This window comes from Bacillus sp. RAR_M1_44 (genome assembly GCF_020165935.1).
Taxonomy (GTDB): domain Bacteria; phylum Bacillota; class Bacilli; order Bacillales; family Bacillaceae; genus Bacillus; species Bacillus altitudinis.
On sequence record NZ_JAIUKX010000001.1, the window covers coordinates 2,553,813 to 2,574,345 of the forward strand.

The following is a 20,533-nucleotide window of genomic DNA, read 5'->3' on the forward strand; positions in this document are numbered from 1 at the left end:
GGAAATAGGTGAACTTTATGGGCGAAATAATTACACAACCATTGGCTGCTCCAGTAATCCAAGCTTTACGAAGTATTGGGTACAACTCTCAGACAGCGATAGCTGATTTAATAGATAATAGTGTTGATGCTAAAGCGACTAAAATTAGTCTTTATTTTTCATATAACGAAGGTAATGGCTCTATTAAAATAATTGATAACGGTATCGGTATGGATGAAAAAGAACTACAAACAGCTATGACTGTTGGATCTAAGGACCCGAGAGATAAACGAGAGAGTAAAGAATTAGGTAGATTTGGTATGGGGTTAAAAACTGCATCTTTTTCTTTGGGGAAAAGATTAACCGTTGTTAGTAAAAAGGCCTCTAAGTTCTCTGTCAGATGTTGGGACTTGGACTATGTAAGTAAAGAAAATGAATGGTTACTTTATAAATCAATACCAGAAGATATTGCACTAGATTTCGATGAAATACATGGGGATAACGGTACTATTGTGTTTATTGATAAACTTGATAGATTTTCCGGTTATGGGACTAATAATATTATTAAGTCAGGTAGCTTCTTTAGTAAGGTGAATCGTATTCAGAAGTACTTAGAGATGGTTTTTCACGTCTTATTAGAAGAAAATATTATTTTGGAAATTAATGATAATATGCTTTCATCGTGGGATCCATTCTTGAAAAAAAACCCCAGATGTTATGAGGGAGAGGTTCAATATATTCAATTAAATAGAAAAAAAGTGGTGGTTACCCCTTATGTACTTCCACATCCTGCAACTTTTAATAAAAAAGAGCATAGAGAAGCTGGGGGGATAAAAGGCTGGAGAGATCAACAAGGTTTTTATATTTATAGGGAGAATAGATTGGTATCATATGGCGATTGGTTCGGATTGTTTCCCAGAGATGCAATCTCAGAATTAGTAAGAATAAAAGTAGACTTTACTAATGAAGCCGATGAAGAATGGAAGTTAGACGTTAAGAAATCTACTGTCACTATTCCAGAAGATATCAAGGAAGCATTGGAAGCGATCGCAAAATACTATAGACACATTTCCCATGAAATAATGCTCTATAGAACTAGAGCATCACGATCAGGGGAAAAAGTTAAAGGCTCATTAAACACATGGGAATTACAGTTAGATGACAATATTAGCAATTATATGCTCAACAGAAACCATCCCGTATTGACAAATATTTTGAAAAATTTAGATGATGGAGTAAAAAGGAAAGTAAATCTATACCTTAAATTAATTGAGTTAGGATCACCCAACAATCTATTAAAGACGGAATCGATGGTTAAACAAGATAGGCAAACAATCGATGAGAATCAAAAGAAAACAATTATAGAATATGCGGGAATAATTGTAAATTCTGGTGTAGAAATAAGTCTGGATCAAATCTCAGAGTCCATTTCATTAATGAATGGCTTTGAGAGTATAGAGATTCAGACTATACAAGATATCGTAAAGAAAGAAGTTGTTGCTAGTGTCAAATTTTGATAGAGATAGCTATATGGATATGATTGATAACTTATTCACACTGTACAAAAACCATGGTATGCAAGACCCGATAAATAAAGCAATAAGAGAAACGGAAGAACATTTTACTAACAATATTGGACAGATAGAGGAAGAGGTAAGGGAAAGTTTGGCATTGGAAGCTTACGCAAGATACGCTTCTATTAATGTAGAAAAGCCCGGTGTTTTAAAAGGGAATGGATCATTTAATTGGGAGGGTTACTCTAGGGGATACTCATATTTCTGGCCAAGATATGAAAAGTATCTTTTAAGTGAGAAGAAATGGGATGATGATACGGTCAGTTCTATAGATATTTCTACCAATGAAATACTAAATTGTATAGGTAACCCAAAGGCGAATGAAAACTTTGATAATAGGGGATTGGTGTTGGGGTATGTCCAATCAGGTAAGACTGCTAACTTTACAGGACTAATCAATAAAGCATTTGATGTTGGTTATAAACTAATAATCGTATTAGCTGGAATGCACAACGATTTAAGAACTCAAACTCAACTTCGTCTAGAAAAAGAGGTTGTAGGGACTATAGATCCTATTACAAATGAAAAACAAGGAGTAGCTAAGATAAAAATTGGTGGTACACAAATAGAAACATGGACAACACCACAAGAGGATATCTCAACAGCCAATGCCATTGGAATTAAGAACTTAGATAAGCCTATATTGGCAGTTGTAAAGAAACATAAAGATGTTCTTCCGAACCTTATCGAATTGATTAGGACAAGTATTAATATGTCAGAAATTAATCCACCAACCTTAATTATTGATGATGAGGCAGACCAGGCTAGTGTTGATACAGGTACTAAAACCAAACCAAGTACTATAAATAAGCTTGTTAGAGAACTATTAAGCTTATTCAATAAAAAAGCATATGTAGGTTATACTGCTACATCGTTTGCGAATTTATTAATTGACGCTGATGCGAATCACAATGATGTTGGGATTGACTTATACCCAAAAGACTTTGCAATATCGTTACCCAAACCCAACGACTATTGTGGCCCAGATGAGTTTTTTAACACATCTGGATATATGGAAGATAATAAACCGATGTACATTAGATATCTTAGTGAAATGGATGTTAGTTTACTAGATGATATAAAAAGTAAAGAGGATAGAGACTTATTCAAAGAAGTTCCACCAACTATGGAGGAGGCTATTCTTTCATTCTTATTAAATATTGCTATTAGAAATCTAAGAGGACAAAAGAACGAACATAATTCTATGCTTATACACACTAGTAGGTTCACGGATGTTCAGAACTCAATGTGTAGTGTCATTGACAAGTTTTATAATAAATTGTCTAATGAAGTACTTTACGATTCAGATAGTCAGTTCATAGATAAATTAAGAGTTTTATATGAAGAAGATATTGTTCCAATTCAATCATTTACTGATTTGTCTCATGAAAAATATCAAATTTATTCTTGGATAGAAGTTTATAAAGAAGTTAGAAAGATTATTGGTAAGGTAGAAGTGATGGAAATAAACGGTGAAAGTGAAGACGCACTAGAATATGAAAAGCACAAAGAAAATGGATTAAACGTCATTGTAATTGGCGGTAACAAATTATCTAGGGGATTAACCTTAGATGGTTTATCTATTTCTTATTACTACCGAAACAGTGCTATGTATGACTCATTAATGCAGATGGGAAGGTGGTTTGGTTATCGAAAAGGTTATATGGATCTGTGTCGTATTTATACTAGTAAGGAACTAGCAGAGCATTTCGAACATCTTGCTATAGTAATGAGTGAACTAAGAGAAGAATTCAAAAAATATGATGAGTTAAATGTTACACCAGAAGAGTATGCTGCGAAAATGAAAGATCACAAGAGTATGAGTGTTACTAGCCCAAATAAAATGAAGGCTGCAGAAAAAACTCCAGATTACTCGAACAGTCTACAGCAAACTCGTATTTTTGAAAAGGATAAGGCATTTTATGAAAAGAATATGAATGCAACTCTTAAATTACTCAACAGCATAGGTAATCAATTTAAGATAAAAGATGGATCTACTCGTTACCATATAGCTAAACAAATATCGAGTACTACTATTATTGAATTTTTACTTAATTATCAAACTAGTTCAACTGCTTCAAAGGTAAATAGTAAGAAAATAGCTAACTATATAGCCGATTTAAACAATAAAGGTATGTTGAATATGTTTAATGTAGCTGTGATAGATGTTACTTGTAGCACTTTAAATAGCCATTCAGTAAAAAGGAAGGGAATAAAAAAGAGGAAAGTCAACTTAGGCCCCATATCAATTCAAAGTGCAGTGTTAAGAAGTATAGACAAAGACAAAGGAAAAGCAAATAAGCTGGTAGACTTAGGCGCGATTGTTGCTTCTAATCAAGAGTTTGTTGATATTGAAGGTAGTTCGGATAACAAAGCTAAAAATAAAGAACTACGGAACAAAGAGAACCCTCTACTGATGATATATCCGTTGCATCCAGATGTAGAACCATTTATAAAGTTAAATATAAACTTCAGTGAGAATTTAGTACCAATAGGGATCGCATTATCATTTCCAGATGTAGAACTAGATTCTTCAAAATCAGGTGATAAAACAAAAACTAACTATGGGTACGTTCATAATCGAACAGTTGGAAGGGAAAATTAATATGTTAAATATATCCAATTTATTTAATGCACTAGAGGAACGTGCGTTAGGAGAAGAAAATAAAGATTTGTACCAGCTAGAGCCAATTTATTTTCAAAAACCATACTTGTTGATAGGGTTAGATTTATTAAATAATCAAAAGCGATTATATATAGATATTACCAATGAAAGTTGGAATACAGACCAATTAAAAGCATTCCCTCAGTGGAGAGGAATCCACATTAATCAAGAGTATTTTGCCAAGATTGGACCATTAAAAGAAAAGAATTTCTTAGTAATATCACAAGAAGTAAACAAGAGTGACGATATATTCGAAAATGTTTTGCAGAACATCGTAGATCACATTCTAGTAGAAGAAGACTTACCTTTGTATACATCGCTATATGAAGTACTAGATAGATGGCATAACTTCTTTAAAAAAAATTGGGAAGCCAAACTCTCTGAAGAAGAGGAAGCAGGTTTATTTGGAGAGTTATATTATATTAACAAATGGCTAGAATATTTTCCGTCAGCTCCTCCATTAATTATTAATGATTGGAAAGGACCTTTAAGGTTCAGAATAGACTTTGTAAGAAAGAAAAGTGGTATTGAGATTAAAACCCTATCTCCAAAGTTAAGGGATGAAGTCAAGATTTCCAGTGAAAAACAGTTAGAGCTTAATCCTGTTATCAACGAGTTATTCTTATATGTACTTAAAATTGAGAAGAACGACGCGGTTGGTAGCACTTTGGAAAATATAGCAAAAAATATTGATGAGAAGCTTATAAAAAAAGCCCCCTCACTTGCGGTTAAATTTAGAGAAACACTTTTATTAAAAAATATTAGGGTGGAAGAGTATAATAGTAATTGTTTTTTTATACATGAAGAATTAGCTTACGAGGTAAGAGGAAATTTTCCAAGAATAGAATCGAAACAGCTTCCTAAAGGTATAAGTAGGATTTCCTATTCCTTAGATTTATCTCATTGTGAAGAATTCATAGTGGCTGTGGAAGATGTATTTAAGTTAGATAAAAGGAAGTAGAGAAATGATTGAAAATAAACGAAAACTCGAATTTTTAAAAGAATTTTTAGACACTGTTGAGCAGAAGGCAAATGTTGTGGGATCAAGACAAACACCGTTTTTGCAAGAGGTCCTTCCATATATCAATGTGAATGACGAACCTGCACTTATATATTATGCTAAACGAGACTTAAAGCTACAAATAAACGGATATCTTTACTTTGAAGATACGGATGTCCTTAACCTCTACGTTGTTGATTATGAACCATTATTTACAAATGATTCTATACCGGTAGTTAATATGACCACAATTAAAGAGGTGGCAAACAGAGCGAAAAGGTTCTTTACCAACGTAGACTCTATCTTTAAAACAGCAGATAAATCAATGGAAATTCTTGATCTAATTAAGTTAATTAGAAGTAATCGTAATGAGATAGAGGAAGTAAATATATTTGTAGTCTCCAGTAAGTTTTATTTTACAAATAAACCAATAGATTTATCTATTCCTGGAATTGAGACAGTAAATGTACATGTTTGGGACATGGACAGAGTTTATAAACTCTCTGAAGCAGAGCAAGGTATAAGAGATTTTGAAATTCAATTTGAAGATGAATATAACTCAATCATTCAATTTATGCACATCACTAACCGTACAGGAAATGGCCTAATAGATTGCTACATTGGTGCTATCCCTGCACTTTTACTAGCAAAACTATATGATGACTGGGGACCAAAATTGGTAGAGCGAAATGTGCGTTCATTTCTACAAGCCCGCGGAGGAACAAACAAAGGTATACGAGATACGTTAAAAGACTCAGAGCAACGAGAACTGTTTTTTGCATATAACAACGGTATTTCTAGTGTTGCCAAGTCTGGTGAAATTGTTCAAATAGGAAATTCAAGTCTTTATGAGATTAAATCGTTAACTAGCTGGCAAATTGTTAACGGAGGTCAAACAACAGCTTCTATTCATCAGGCGTATAAGAATGGAATTGATCTTGAAGGAGTAAATGTACAAACTAAATTAACTATTTTAAATACAGGTGAGGTAAATAATGTCCCAAATGTAGACCGCCATGATATAGAAGATCAACTTATTACAAAAATATCTGAATATGCAAACACTCAAAATAAGATAAATAAATCTGATCTATTGGCTAATACAAGGTTTATGTCAGATATTGAAAAACTATCACGCAATACATGGATCCCTTCATTTGATAATAGTAAAGAAGAATCCAAGTGGTACTTCGAACGTGCTAGAGGTCAATACATGGTTGATATTAGCCGGCGTTCAAAAGGAAAAGAACAAACAGCATTTAAGAAGATGTACCCTAAAGAAAACGTTATAACAAAGGTTGAATTAGCGAAATACTTTATGTCTTGGGAGGGATATCCTCATGTCTCAAGTAAAGGTGGAGAGGAAGCTTTCAAGAAGTTTATGGACTTAAACAGTCAGTATTGGAAGCAAAGCCTGAATACAAATGATAATGGCGAAGTTACAAAGCCAATACAAGATATCAGTGACAATTTTTATAAGGAACTGATTGCTAGAAGGTTAATCAATGCCTATGTTGCAAAGATAGTTGATGGGATGAAATTAAAAGGCTACAGAGCAAACGTTATTTACTACACTGCAGCTATGCTTGGTCATTTATACAGGGATAGCATTATGCTAATAGATGTCTGGAACAAGCAAGAGTTATCTGAAGAATGGGAAGGTGTAATTAGGATTATAGCATCAAATGCTTTAAATTATCTAAGGGAGTCAGCAGGAGATCAGAATGTTACACAGTGGGCAAAAAAACAGGATTGTTGGGATGGATTTATTAAGGAGTCGGCTGCTGTGTTAGGGGAACTTGTGTAAGATTGACTGTAAAAATAACACACCTAATAAATAGGAATAAAATGAATCTATCCTGTTTCATGTTTTTAAAAGATTATTGAAAATATTTCTATTTCTTACTAATGAAATATTGTTGCTATATTTTTTTATGTATTATAATCTAAATATTCTTTTAGAGTTTTGTGGTTCTTTTTTACTTTATTTTCATTTATTGATACGAGGCGATGGCTTATTTTTATATCTTGTCACTTTTTCTTTACCTTTGGATAGCAGATGATAAACCAAATTTATGGGCATGTTTGGCAAGCCTTTCGCTTCTTTTTGCCATGAGAGGCGACTGATGTCGCATGATTCATGTGTAAAAGGAAAGATTCCACACCCAAGTACTAGAATCTTAACGATAATTATTCCTTTGATCCATTGTTGTTTACCTCATCCCTTTCAATCTATTAACATCCATATATTAATATTTGTTGAAATAGGGCGCAATGTTTTTTTGCTCCAATTGAAATTTAAAAATAAAATGGGGTTCTTTTTTTTGTTTAAAATTACATAAAAAAATCCACTATTTCCATAAAAAATCAGATAAATTCCTTATAATAAAAGTATCTGAGAACGGGGAGTGAGTCTAGATGGACCAAAACGTGCTGCAAATGGATCAAGACAGATCAGAGAATGAATTCGCGGTTCTTAATATATCTTCTAAAGAGATTGGTGCTCTATCAAAGGGAGCAGCGGAGCAGATTTTACAAACGGGAGATACGGACCGTATTCATCAGCTGATGTACGTTCCGATTGAAAAGAAAGAAGATTTGAATTGGCTGATCCAATGTGTTGGGGAGGCGCTAAAGAATGAAGTTGGTGATGACGTTGCACTAGAAGTAGCTGATTTGCTCTATTTCTTTGTCATTCCGTATTATGGGAAGTATATGTTGAAAGATCGTCATTTGTATGAGGATATCGATCATTTGCTGGTACGATTAGCATCTAGAGCTCACTCGGATATTGACACGCTGATTGATATCATAAGAGAAGATTTAAATGAAAATATACAATAAAAGAAGCTTGTAGAGCGACCGGGACTGACCCCAAAAGATGAGACAAATAAAAAACACCTTCAAGTTTGAAAACGGATCGTTGTGATCCGAAATAAAACATGGAGGTGTTTTTTCTATGGGGACAAGAGTGAGTTATCCGGTTGAAGTCAAACAGAAGGCTGTGCAAATGAGATTAGCAGGCGTACCTATGAAAGAGATCATGCAGGAATTGAATATCAAGAATAAGACGCAGGTTCAGACATGGGTGAGATGGCATAAAGCTGGGGATACACACAGGTTCGAACAACCTGTTGGAAAACAATATTCCTATGGAAAGGGACCCGAGTACTCTTCCGAATTAGAGAGACTGCGGGCAGAAAATCGCTATTTGAGTCAACAGAATGAAGTTTTAAAAAAGTACAACGAATTGGAAAGGAAGTTGATAAGGAAACGTCAATCAAACTGGTAGATGAATTGTGCAAAACGATGACGGTACAGGACATCTGTTTTCATTTAGGCATTTCACGCACTTCGTATTATAGATGGAAAAAGAATCTGACTCAGAATCATTCTAAAAGACAACTAGAGAAACAGGTCGGCACGTTGTGCCGAAAGCACAAATATCGATATGGTTATCGGAAAATCACAGCCATACTAAAAATGGGAATGCGTATTAACCATAAAACTGTTCAACGTATCATGCAGAAAAACCAGTGGCAATGCCGGGTTAAAATGAAAAAGCGTAAGAAGAATGGGCAGCCCTATGCCGTGGCTGGTAATATACTGGATCGGAATTTTCAGTCTGATCGACCTCTTGAAAAACTAGTAACGGACATCACGTATTTGCCTTATGGACAGAAACAATTGTACCTTTCCAGCATATTGGATTCATATAATGGAGAAGTGATTGCTTTTACGATTGGTGATAAGCAGGACACAGACTTTATCTTAAACACACTTAATCAGCTCCCAGCACTGCCTGAGAATTGCGTGTTACATAGCGATCAAGGTTCTGTGTATACATCTTACGAGTATCAGAAAGCTGTTCATATAAAAGGCATTACCATGAGCATGTCCCGTAAAGGGACGCCCGCTGATAATGCCTCCATCGAATCGTTTCATTCCTCACTAAAGTCTGAAACGTTCTATCTTAACAGGATTGATCGCACTACGACCACCATCGTAGAACGCACTGTCAAAGAATACATTTATTATGATAACAACATTCGTATTCAAACGAAACTAAACAACCAATCACCGATAAACTATCGGCAATTGGCTGTATAAAGGTGTTTTGATCCCTGTCTCAAAAACGGGGGTCAGTCCCACCCTATACAAGCTTTTTTATATCAACTTTATTCAGCTGGAACTGTTTTGACAGGCTCTTTTCTAAACACACCCATGCATCCTGCGATGATGATTAATACAGCTGGAAGGATAAAGAACACAAAAATAGAAATAATACCGCCTACAGCAGAAACTAATAATAAAATCCCGCCAAGCTTTGCTTTTTTCTTCACGATAACAGATGCCACAATCGCAAGAATAGAGAAAAGCATCGCTGACCAGCCTAATCCTGTGAATTGACTCGTACCTGATTCATTAAATGCGGCATCTAGTCCTCCAAAAGCAAGTGCAAACATTGCACCGAAAAATCCCAAAATACCTCCAATTAAGCCTAAAACAAATTCTGTCGTTCTTTTCATGATACTTTCCTCCGATATGTAAATAAGAATTATTGGTACTTAAGAACCAACACAATCTTACTCATCGGCATTCTTTTCACAATGTTAATAGTTTTGTTAAAAAAAACAAGAAAATCCATAAAGGATTTTCTTGTCCAATTACTGGGCTCTCTCCCAGGTAATCTTTGTTTCATTTGTTGTTTTTCCCCCTTTTGCCAGTATTTTTCCATTTTCCTGTTTCACGGTAATGTTTAGGTCATAAAAGGAGTAGAGGGCGCCGAGGCTGTCATTTTCCGGTTTATGCAGGTTGTTTTCCTTTTCAGTGGATGCACCAATAGCTAGTGTTTTGGCAAAGTTCAAACCAATGACTTCAGCGTAATCACTATTGGTCTCAGATGAAGCCGTCACGTTTAAGGAAATGACTTTTTTCTTTTGATCAACGGTGATCGCTGTGTCTTTTACGAGCTTAGACTGCTCCATGACCTCTTTCGTTTCATTTTGAATGCGTTCATTAATCGTTGGAAGTGCCGTAGATTCTGTTTTTTCTTCTTTTGTCGTATTTGAGCAAGCTGCTAGGATAGAGAAGGTTGCAACAAGACTCATGAAAACAAGTAGACTTTTTCTCACGTTCTTTCTCCTTTGTTCTTCAAAGTATGTATGCTTATGTTACCACGAATTGATGTTTTGATTAAAAGAGAAGTGTTGATAAGCTGTGAACAATCAAAAGCACCCAAAGTTGGGTGCTCCAGCGTGTAGACAAACCCTCGCATTCGGTGTCAGGCCTGCGCGCCGGTGCTCGCCCTTCCTAGACTGCAAAGGTTTTCTTGCACGCTGAAAAGAAGACAAAGAGCTAAAATAAAATCATTTTAGCTCTTTGTCAGCAATTTTGAAGCACCCAAAGTTGGGTGCTCGTGTTTTATTGTGCTGAAAGGGTTGTACTAAGTGGAACAGAAGAAATGACCGTGAATTTTGGAGCCGGAGCACCAGATTCTAGATTTTTGCGTAAAAGAGATGATTTGACGGTGCCGTCCCATTTTTTATAGACACTTCCAGCTGTATTTGCACGAAGCTGTACATTAGAGAAACTTGCTTGCGAGTAGCTGTTTGTTCCATTATCCTGTACGCCGTGTACCATTTTGACAACATCAAGGTTTTTCAGACGGCTAGGGTTGTAAACAGGCTGCTTATAGCGCAGTTTCCCGTTGACGTATAGTGACACTGTGCCATCACCATTGTTGATGAGCTTTAAGTTGACACGTGCACCATCTTTAATACTTGAATCGTATTCACTGTTCCAATATTGACTGCCGCCTTGGGAGCCGGTGCCCAGGAATACCTTATAGCCAGAAGCTGTTTTTGAAATCCCGCTTTCAACAACGGCAGAACCGAGACCAAGATACCAGTCGGCATAGCCATTTTTAATGGTTGCTGTTTTTGGCAGCACAATATCAGCCGTGATACCTGACCATTTGGCTTCATCCGTTTGTGTCACGATGGCGCCGTGACGAGGACCAGCCGCAGAGGCAGGAATACTTGAAAGCATCAAAACGAAGATCAAACTTACACTCAAAACGATGAACCACTTTTTCATGAAAATTCCTCCTTATATTTGATTCATTTCTATTATATAAAACGAAAGGGAGGGATCTACTGACAATGTTCTGGCTGTTTTTGGTGAAATTTATGAACAAAATCGGTCATTAAGTGGTCAACTTGTATTCGAATTGTAATGTGACTGTAAAATAACTGGGTGCATCTTCATGTATAATAGGGTCAGAAACCAAATACGGAGGATTTTTTAATGAATAAAAAGCTTATCGCGACAATCGTAACAGTAGCTAGTTTATTTTTAGCGTTTAGTTTCTCACATGGAGCAAGTGCAAAAAAAGTAAGCGGCAATATTACATGGTATAATGGTGTCGGTAAAAAAGGCGCAGATGGAAAAAAACTCGGTCATTGGGATGCAGCAACGAAAATGGGATTTGACGTACCGAAAAAAGGTACAAAACTAAGAGTGACAACAAAAGCGAAACCACATAAAGTGATTACAGTATATAAATATGATGTAGGTAGAATGCCAAACGCAGTATTAGACGTAAGTCCGAAAGCATTCAAAGCACTTGGGTATAAAACGAGTAAAGGTGTCGTCAAAGGGCATTACACTTATTAATACATAGGCATGCAAAGAAGCGGGAAAAGTTCATTTTCTGGCTTCTTTTCTTGTGGAGAGGGTCTGAAAATCAATGAAAAAATCAACATGGTGGATCATCACAGTGATTGGAGTCGCAGTTGCGGCCGTCATCTTCTTCATGATGAAGCCGGGGCAAGAGGCAAAACATGCAGGAAAAGTGAAAACAAATCAAGATGCAAAAGACGAATTGCTTGTTTCATTTACGGATCAAAAGTTAAACAATACTTATTACTTGCATGACAAGGCGCTTCATACAGAGAAACTGACAGCATATCCTTCAATTGCTTATGATCAGGCGAAGCAGCTTTTATATTACACGTATACAGATGAAGACACACAAAAAGTAAGTATACGGGAATTGAATGTGAAAACGGATAAAGAAAAAACGCTCTTTACGAGTGACGATTCAATCGACAGTATGAGACTTTCTGGTGACGGAAAACAGTTATATCTAAGGTATAACAAGGATTCAGGTGAGCAATTTTATGTAGCGTCTTTTGATTTGAAAACACAGAAAGTGAAAGTGTTATATCCAAAAAAAAGTGATGATGATACGGTGAGTTCTTTTGCTTATGATCCAGCATCAAATCTGTTGGCCATTCAGCATTATTCGTTAAAAGAGGATTATAAAAAGACGGATGAGGCAAATGAAAAAGGAATGGATCCTGAACCAACGACCATGAAGATTACCCTACAAACAGGTGAGAAGGGAAAGCGAATTGCACGTATTTCTCAAACCATCAATGATATTTCTTTTTCACCAGATCATAAAAAACTCATTTATACAGAAGTGAAGGTTCGAAATGAAAAAGAAGTATCATCTATTAAGGTGATGGATGTAGATACAGGAAAAACGAAGACACTCGTTAAAAACAGCCAAGATGTGCGTATTTTAAGTGCTGCCCAGCCACAATTTTCTGCGGATGGTACATCTGTTTATTTCTTAGGTGTTGCAAAGAACGCAAAGGAATTAAAGGATGACACAGGACGAAAGGCGAAGGTCAGAACCATTTTTGAATATGATATTAAGAAGAAAACAGTAGAAACCGCTTGGGAGAAAGAAGGCGGGATTGTTAACAATTTCACTGTCAATCGGTAAAAGGTGCGCGTTCAGTTATTTCATATAACTGGACGTTTTTTTATTTTGTCATGGAATGTGTCGGTGAAAAATGCGGATTTGTGAAATGAACATCACTTTTTAAGCAAGGAAATGAGCGATATTTTGATATTTTGCTACTGTGACAGAATCAGCGTAAGAGAGTAAAGTAAGTGGAAATAAAAAAACGAGAGGACAGAAGACTTCTCGTTTTCTCTTATTTATTGTTTTCATCTAGTAAGTTTTGAAAAATAAACAAGGCATTAATGGAATGAGGGAATCCTGCAACCTTTGTACAGTGTTTAATGATCTCCATAATCTCTATAACAGAGAGCCCGATATGTAATGCTTGTACAAAATGAGCTTTTAACTCTTCATCACAATCACCTTTTGCAATGAGAGCCGATAATGTGCTGATGGCCTTCTGTTTTTCATCTAATATGAAGTGATTGAATTCTTTTTGTTCACCGAGTTCAATTGTTAGTTGTTCAATGTTTGATCGAATGCTCTCGTTTTCATGAATTGAAAGCTTCTCCCTGTTACCTGCCACTGTTTCTTGCTTTACCTGGCAAGTCTCTTTTTCTTCATTCAAATTGAACTCCTCCGTTTTTTATGACGATTTTCTATTTGTTCGTGCATGGTTTCTTAAGTGCCTTTTGATAGAGGTAATGGGTATATAGTAGTATTATCGGTTTACTTCGTCAACTTTTTAAGTGTGGAATGTTCAAATAAATGCCATTCATGCGATACATTGTTCGTTTTTTCTCATGGAGATTGAAAAGAAAATAGAGGGCTAATATATAGAAGCTGTTAGCCCTTTTTCATATTACGCAATTAACAGAGAGGAGGTTTCATATTTACTAAATGATATCCATCGGCCGCATCATGTCATAATCCTCGTGTTCTAAAATGTGACAATGCCACACATATCGTCCGCTATATGGGACAAACCGAGCGATGATGCGAATGACTTCACCGGCATGCGCCTGAATGGTATCCTTGTAGCCTTGTTCATGCAAAGGAGGCGCTTCATTTGGTCCTGTATACACGATTTCACCTGTTGATTGATAGATGTCTGTATCGAATGGTCTTCTATCAATCACTCTGAATTGAACAAGATGTAAATGAATAGGGTGTGTGCCCCTTGTTGGGTTAACGATGTTCCATACCTCTACACTGCCAAGTCGGGGATTTTCCGTAACAGGATCATTCCAAAACTGGTTATCTAGTAATAAAATCGGGCGCCCATATTTATCTTGTGTGCCAGTAAGGGTCAGCGTTCGCTCGTTATCAGCTCGGCTCGGCCGGAGCGGTGGCAGTGGTTTGAAGATCGGACGTAATGTTTTAGCTGCTCTTCCTTTGAGCGGACGAGTGACTTTAAATTGCATAATGTTCGCATCTGTTTCTGGATTGACATCCTGACCGCAGCCTGCCGTATTTTTTAAAACAATCGTTTGGTTTTCGTAAGCAGAGAAGTCGATGATGACATCAAAACGTTCAGCGGGTGCAATGCTAAAAGATTGATGCTGAACAGGTCTTGGCAAAAAGCCGCCATCAGATCCAATTTGTAAGATTGTGGCGTCATTGTCTAGATGAAGCTCGTAAGTTCTTGTGTTGGATGCGTTTAAGATACGAAAACGATATTTTCGCGGCTCTACTTCTAAATACGGCCATACTTTTCCATTGACTAAAATCGTTTCCCCGCAAAAAAATGGCACAATGGAGGGATCTGGAAGGTCACTATCTTCTGGTGTGTTATTTGGTCTACTCGGATAAAACAGTGCGCCATCCTCCTGGAATGTCCGATCCATGATCATTAAAGGGATATCATATTCATCTTTCGGTAATTCGAGTGATTTTTCAAACGCATCTGAGATCAAATAAAATCCAGCTAATCCGGCGTATACATTTAATCGTGTCAATGCCATGGCATGATCGTGATACCACAATGTGCATGCTTGCTGGTGATTAGGGTATTCGTAAACCTCTCGTTCAAAGAAGGGACCGGTTGCTTCAAAGTCTCGCGAAAACCAAGCCTCTGGATAACCGTCACTGCTTGCAGGTGTCACGCCCCCATGCAGGTGAACGACTGTTTTGACTTCGGGTTCATCATGATGTCCAGCGTGAATGGTATGATCGACAGGCAGGAAGTGTTTCAGCGGCAATTTGTTCATCCATTTCACTTTGACCTTTTCATTTCGATTGGCTTTAATGGTTGGACCCGGCAAACTGCCATTATAGGTCCATAACTTGGTTGGGGGCAGATCTCTATGAACTTTTAGGAACACCTCCTCCATAGCGATTTCATAATACGTTTGTCTTGGGTTTTTTTTGACGGGCTCTGCGACTTCTGGAATTGGCAGCTCGTCAACAAACTTTTCTAGGTTCATGTTGACTAATCCTCACTTAAAATCAATTTGATACATTATAAGTGCGGACATCCAAATAGGTGAATAAAATAAAAAAACCGCTTTTCAGCGGGAGAATTAAGGGTGTTTATTTTCAAGCGCTGCACTTGCAGGCACTTTTTTGTTTGGTTTAAAGATGAAGTAGGCGACTAGTACACTGATGGTAATGATGCTTGTCAGTATGAGCTGAGGTCTCATTGATTCGATAAACAGCATAGAGGCCAAGATGGCGCAGATGACCAAAATGGTAAAGTACGTAAGGTATGGGAACAGCCACATTTTGATTTTGAGTTGTTCTGGATTTTCTTTTTCAATTTTACGACGCATTCTTAATTGTGAAACGGCAATGACCAAGTAGACAAGAAGTGCAATGGCACCAGAGGCATTGACTAGAAATAGAAAGATGGTTTCAGGGTAAAAGTAGTTCATCATGACGGCAATATAGGAAAAGAAGGTACCAGCGACTGTAGCTGCTACAGGGACACCGCGTTTGCTGATTTTCATAAAACGTTTTGGTGCTTCGCCTCTTTCTGCTAATGAATAAAGCATTCTGGACGTTGTGTATAGGCCGGAGTTTAAACAAGAAAGAACGGCTGTTAAAACAATGACGTTCATGACTTGAGCGGCTGATGGGACACCGATGTATTCTAATACTGCAACGAACGGACTTGTTAAAATATTCGCTGAATTCCATGGGAGTAACGTGACAACGACAGCGATCGACCCGACGTAGAAAACAATAATACGCCATACAACTGAACGAGTAGCTGTTGTCACAGATTTGACAGGGTCTGCTGATTCACCTGCGGCAATTGCCACAATCTCGGTTCCCATGAAGGAAAAGATGACAACGACAATCCCGAGGAGCACAGAGCCGAATCCGTTTGGAAGGAAACCGCCATTACCCGTTAAATTAGCAAGACCTGCAGTATGATGACCGCCAAAACCAAAGATAAATGCAAAACCAATGAGTAGGAATAGAATAATGCTGACGACTTTAATCAATGAAAACCAATATTCAAATTCGCCAAAAGATTTAACAGAAAAGATATTTGTCAAAGTTAAGAGGATTGTGAGGATAAGACTTGTGAGCCAAACAGGTGCATCTCCATACCAATATTGAATAATGGCAGCACCGGCAATGGCTTCGATGGCAATGACGATGACCCAGAAGAACCAGTAAAGCCAGCCGATTGTAAATCCAGCCCACGGGCCGATGGCGTCGCTCGCATATTGTGAGAAAGAGCCGCTTGTCGGATAGGCACATGCCATTTCTCCAAGCATTCTCATAATAAAGATGACCAGAAGTCCGGCAAATGAATAGGAAAGAATCGATCCAGGCCCTGCAGAATGAATGACAGCACCACTACCAACAAATAGCCCTGCCCCAATGACCCCGGCAATGGAGATCATTGAAATATGTCTTGTCTTAAGGTTTTTTTGAAGACCGTTTGTCATGTTGGACATTTCTTTACCTCCAAACATTTCTCTTTTATTCGAGAGTTTGTTTTTAGAATATTTTAAATTTTATCATACTGAATTGTCATTCAGCATTGGACAGGTTATCAAACTGACATTTCAAACCTCTTAACATGATGTTAAAAAGTATAAAGGATTTGAGAGATTATGTTCCCTTATTTTCCTCTGCCCATTCTTAAAAATAGCATAAGAAGGAAGAAAGAAAAGTTGTGTTTTAAAATAAAACTATTCTGACAATTGTATAGTAGAGTGATTTTGTTCTTTTTCATTTTTCGGGGTGGTTTTGAAAAACGTTGATGGGAGTAGGTCTTGAGGTCAATTGACCTTATAAAAATAAGTTTGCTTAGGTCAACACATTTCTATGTATCCTATTTTGCTGATTCAAGCGAATCATGTTGCTGTAGACCCACACGGGCTTGGCTTTGTAAGATAAATATAGAAAAGTAATGTGTGAGGAGGCGCTGTTCGGTATGGAGCGCTACAACGAATTAAGACAAGGTGAAACAGGTGCTTGGGTCAGCATTATAGCCTATGTGATCTTATCTGCTGTCAAACTGATCATTGGGTATGTGTTTCATTCAGAAGCCCTTTCCGCAGATGGCTTGAATAATACGACAGATATCATTGCTTCGCTTGCCGTATTAATTGGGCTGCGTATTTCTCAGAAGCCACCTGATGAGGATCATCCATACGGTCATTTTAGAGCTGAAAATATTGCGTCACTTGTAGCTTCCTTTATTATGATGCTTGTCGGGCTTCAGGTTTTGCTGAGTGCAGGCCAATCGCTTTTCTCATCAGAGCATCAAACGCCTGATATGATTGCAGCTTGGACGGCAGCAGGAAGTGCTGTTGTGATGTATGGCGTGTATATGTATAACCGTAAACTGTCTAAACGAATTAATAGCCAGGCGCTATATGCGGCAGCGGCTGATAATAAATCAGATGCTTATGTGAGTATCGGGACGTTTGTCGGAATTATCGCCTCTCAATTTCAGCTGGCGTGGGTTGATACGCTTGCTGCATTTGTGATTGGCTTAATTATCTGTAAAACGGCGTGGGAGATTTTCCGAGATGCGTCTCATTCGTTAACGGACGGTTTTCATATAAAAGATATGTCTAAATATAAAGAGACGATTGAAGCGACACCAGGAGTGGGCGATTTGAAAGACATTAAAGCTCGTTATCTTGGAAGCACCGTCCATGTGGATGTGGTCGTTGAAGTAGAACCGCATTTAAACATCGCAGAAAGCCATGATATTGCAGATGAAATTGAACGCAGAATGAAGCAGGAACATGATATTCTACACTCTCATGTTCATATGGAACCAGCAAGTGAGCCTAAAGAGGAGCAGAAGTCTTTTCCATCGTGAGAAGGCTTCTTTTTTCTACGTGTTGATGTTTCATGCAAATGCGTGTTGTATGGTAAAGTTAGACTATATGAAAATTGACGGAAACGTGATAGGAGGATCAGGATGGCATTTGATGAACCGATGCATTCAGATTTACAAAAAATCGTAGATAACATCAATAAAGTGATGGTGGGGAAAAAAGATATTGCGATATTAAGCCTTGTTGCGATTTTGGCGAAGGGGCATGTGCTATTAGAGGATGTGCCTGGCGTTGGGAAGACCATGATGGTTCGTGCTCTGGCAAAATCCATTGGGTGTGAGTTTAAGCGAATCCAATTTACGCCTGACCTTTTGCCTTCAGATGTAACAGGTGTGTCGATTTATAATAAAAAGACAAACGAGTTTGAATTTAGACAAGGACCGATTATGGGGCAGATTATTTTGGCTGATGAAATCAACCGAACTTCTCCTAAAACACAATCAGCCCTTCTTGAAGCGATGGAAGAAGGTAGTGTCACAGTGGACGGAGAAACGATGCCGCTGGCAGATCCTTTCTTTGTGATGGCAACGCAAAATCCAGTGGAGTATGAGGGGACCTATCCACTTCCAGAAGCGCAAATGGACCGTTTCTTATTTAAGCTGCAGATGGGGTATCCAACCATGTTGGAGGAGCTTGAGGTGCTGAATTTGCAGGAGAAACAATCGCCAATTGACACGCTTCAGGCAGTCATGACAAAAGATCATATCCATGCTTTGCAGCAAGCGGTTCAGACCGTACATGTGGATGCGTCGATTAAAGAATATATTGTCGAAATCGCCCAAGCGACGCGAAATCATTCGTCTGTCTATTTAGGCGTGAGCCCAAGGGGTTCAATTTCATTGATGAAAGCGGCTCAGGCGTATGCGCTGTTGAACAGGCGGGATTATGTGATTCCTGATGATGTACAGTATTTGGCGCCTTACACATTGCCGCATCGCATGATTTTGACATCAGAAGCAACATATGAAGGGAAGAAGGCGGAGACACTGCTACGACAGATGATTGAGCATATTGGCGTACCAGTTCAAAAGTCGATGACTCAATGAAGTCACGTGACCGTTTCGCTTTTTCACTATGGTTACGGGTGTTTATGCTCTTTCTCCTCACGGCAGCAGCCTTTTGCTATGCCATGTTTCAGGGCGGCTTTGTGAGCTGGTTCCTTTTTTATGCATTTTCACCATATGCTTTGTATGCTTTGCTGTTTGCCCTTGTTCCACTTCGTGCAACAGCCAAAAGGACATTACAGCATACCCGGTTAAAGGCAGGGGAAGTGCTGTCTGTGGACCTTGAAATCAAGCGGACGAATCTATTTCCGTACGTGTACGTCATACTTGAGGATGAACCGCCGGATACCTTCCATTTACAGGAACAGATTGAAATGAAGCGAATGATCTTTCCATGGTTTCGGAAAACGTGGCGATTTTCGTATCAATTCAATGACATCATGCGGGGAGAGCATCAATTGACGGCGATTAGAATCAAAACGGGTGATATGTTTGGGTTTGTTGAAAAAGAAGTGATTCTTCCACTAGAGAAAAAATTGCTTGTGTATCCGAAAATGTTGGATATTCCGGTTGAATCTGCTGCATCGGTGAATGAAAATGGAGGCAAAGCGGTGCACTCTTGGTTAAATGAACCGACAAATGTGACGACAGGTGTGCGTGAATACCAGCAAGGAGACCGTTTCGCTTGGGTGGACTGGAAGACAACAGCTAGAAGAGGTCAGCTTATGACGAAGGAGTTTGAACAGAATCAGACAAAGGATTTGGTGGTGTTTGCTGATTTTACAGATGAAGCCGCTTTTGAAACGATTGTGTCTATGGCCGCATCGGTTCTGCAAACGGCTGTGAAAAAAGGGGTGCCGGTAGGCCTTGTCCCGCTTGGGGATCAGCACTTATTTCGAGTGGATCAAGGAGAGTGGCACTTACAGGACATGCTCTACTATTTAACAAAGGTGCAGTATCAGCCTTCTCGTTCACCTGATTATCAATCATTAACAGCGAGTGAGCACCAGCAGACAGGAAAGTATGTGGTGACAGGTCATCTGCAAGAAGAGCTTGCTGCCATTTTACTTGGGAATCGAAACAGAAAGAACATCACCGTTCTTTTAGTGAAGAGAGCCGTTGATCGATTGACGGCAAAAGAAAAACAGCTTGTGGACCGGCTTAAAGCTTCTGGGATACACACGACCCTTTTATTTGAGGACCGGCTGCATGAAAGAACTGTGAGGTGACAAACATTTAT

General features: G+C 38.1%; 17 protein-coding genes. 11 read left to right on the top strand and 6 right to left on the bottom strand.

Annotated elements, in window-relative coordinates; genetic code table 11:
• Positions 1-17 precede the first annotated feature (17 nt).
• From LCD34_RS13385 to LCD34_RS13410, 6 genes are all read left to right on the top strand, one after another.
• Positions 18-1,496: an ATP-binding protein gene (locus LCD34_RS13385; RefSeq protein WP_224559297.1), complete on the top strand. Its 1,479-nt coding sequence runs from the start codon at positions 18-20 to the stop codon at positions 1,494-1,496.
• Entirely contained in the window at positions 1,483-4,158 is a 2,676-nt protein-coding gene (locus LCD34_RS13390; RefSeq protein WP_224559299.1) for a Z1 domain-containing protein, read from the top strand. The genes LCD34_RS13385 and LCD34_RS13390 overlap by 14 nt, the downstream gene beginning before the upstream one ends.
• A gap of 1 nt (position 4,159) precedes the next feature.
• Positions 4,160-5,179 carry a PD-(D/E)XK motif protein gene (locus LCD34_RS13395; protein ID WP_224559301.1) on the top strand — a complete coding sequence of 340 codons (1,020 nt, stop codon included), beginning with the start codon at positions 4,160-4,162 and terminating at the stop codon, positions 5,177-5,179.
• A gap of 4 nt (positions 5,180-5,183) precedes the next feature.
• Positions 5,184-7,025, top strand: coding sequence for an AIPR family protein (locus LCD34_RS13400; RefSeq protein WP_224559303.1), 1,842 nt, complete (start codon positions 5,184-5,186; stop codon positions 7,023-7,025).
• A 611-nt stretch (positions 7,026-7,636) separates the two neighbouring features.
• Positions 7,637-8,062, top strand: coding sequence for a hypothetical protein (locus LCD34_RS13405; RefSeq protein WP_039170032.1), 426 nt, complete (start codon positions 7,637-7,639; stop codon positions 8,060-8,062).
• A 115-nt stretch (positions 8,063-8,177) separates the two neighbouring features.
• A protein-coding gene (locus tag LCD34_RS13410; RefSeq protein WP_224559305.1) for an IS3 family transposase occupies positions 8,178-9,328 on the top strand; the annotation gives its coding sequence in 2 pieces (ribosomal slippage) (positions 8,178-8,451 and positions 8,451-9,328; 1,152 coding nt in all).
• Between the two features lie 68 nt (positions 9,329-9,396).
• Here LCD34_RS13410 and LCD34_RS13415 read toward each other — a convergent pair.
• From LCD34_RS13415 to LCD34_RS13425, 3 genes are all read right to left on the bottom strand, one after another.
• Entirely contained in the window at positions 9,397-9,747 is a 351-nt protein-coding gene (locus LCD34_RS13415) for a DUF4064 domain-containing protein (protein WP_017366717.1), read from the bottom strand.
• Positions 9,748-9,885: 138 nt separating this feature from the next.
• Positions 9,886-10,353 (bottom strand): hypothetical protein, encoded by a 468-nt coding sequence (locus LCD34_RS13420; RefSeq protein ID WP_224559307.1) that lies wholly within the window; start codon positions 10,351-10,353, stop codon positions 9,886-9,888.
• Positions 10,354-10,642: 289 nt separating this feature from the next.
• Positions 10,643-11,317: a hypothetical protein gene (locus LCD34_RS13425; protein ID WP_224559308.1), complete on the bottom strand. Its 675-nt coding sequence runs from the start codon at positions 11,315-11,317 to the stop codon at positions 10,643-10,645.
• A gap of 210 nt (positions 11,318-11,527) precedes the next feature.
• On the opposite strand from LCD34_RS13425, the gene LCD34_RS13430 reads away from it, so the two are divergent.
• Both LCD34_RS13430 and LCD34_RS13435 read left to right on the top strand, forming a co-directional pair.
• Positions 11,528-11,896: an RlpA-like double-psi beta-barrel domain-containing protein gene (locus LCD34_RS13430; RefSeq protein ID WP_003213878.1), complete on the top strand. Its 369-nt coding sequence runs from the start codon at positions 11,528-11,530 to the stop codon at positions 11,894-11,896.
• Between the two features lie 73 nt (positions 11,897-11,969).
• Positions 11,970-13,016: a TolB family protein gene (locus LCD34_RS13435; protein ID WP_224559309.1), complete on the top strand. Its 1,047-nt coding sequence runs from the start codon at positions 11,970-11,972 to the stop codon at positions 13,014-13,016.
• 214 nt (positions 13,017-13,230) lie between these two features.
• On the opposite strand, the gene LCD34_RS13440 is transcribed toward LCD34_RS13435, so the two are convergent.
• The 3 genes from LCD34_RS13440 to gabP form a co-directional block, all read right to left on the bottom strand.
• Positions 13,231-13,605 carry a carboxymuconolactone decarboxylase family protein gene (locus tag LCD34_RS13440; RefSeq protein ID WP_007496965.1) on the bottom strand — a complete coding sequence of 125 codons (375 nt, stop codon included), beginning with the start codon at positions 13,603-13,605 and terminating at the stop codon, positions 13,231-13,233.
• Between the two features lie 268 nt (positions 13,606-13,873).
• Positions 13,874-15,403, bottom strand: a complete 1,530-nt coding sequence (locus LCD34_RS13445) for a multicopper oxidase family protein (protein ID WP_048002245.1) — start codon at positions 15,401-15,403, stop codon at positions 13,874-13,876.
• A gap of 96 nt (positions 15,404-15,499) precedes the next feature.
• Positions 15,500-16,888, bottom strand: a complete 1,389-nt coding sequence (gene gabP / locus LCD34_RS13450) for a GABA permease (protein ID WP_008344350.1) — start codon at positions 16,886-16,888, stop codon at positions 15,500-15,502.
• Positions 16,889-17,370: 482 nt separating this feature from the next.
• Here gabP and LCD34_RS13455 point away from each other — a divergent pair, with 482 nt between their 5' ends.
• The 3 genes from LCD34_RS13455 to LCD34_RS13465 all read left to right on the top strand — a co-directional run bounded on the left by LCD34_RS13455 (position 17,371) and on the right by LCD34_RS13465 (position 20,522).
• Entirely contained in the window at positions 17,371-18,270 is a 900-nt protein-coding gene (locus LCD34_RS13455) for a cation diffusion facilitator family transporter (RefSeq protein WP_008344349.1), read from the top strand.
• A 102-nt stretch (positions 18,271-18,372) separates the two neighbouring features.
• Positions 18,373-19,335, top strand: a complete 963-nt coding sequence (locus tag LCD34_RS13460) for an AAA family ATPase (RefSeq protein WP_035391483.1) — start codon at positions 18,373-18,375, stop codon at positions 19,333-19,335.
• Entirely contained in the window at positions 19,332-20,522 is a 1,191-nt protein-coding gene (locus LCD34_RS13465; protein WP_224559310.1) for a DUF58 domain-containing protein, read from the top strand. The genes LCD34_RS13460 and LCD34_RS13465 overlap by 4 nt, the downstream gene beginning before the upstream one ends.
• Positions 20,523-20,533 lie beyond the last annotated feature (11 nt).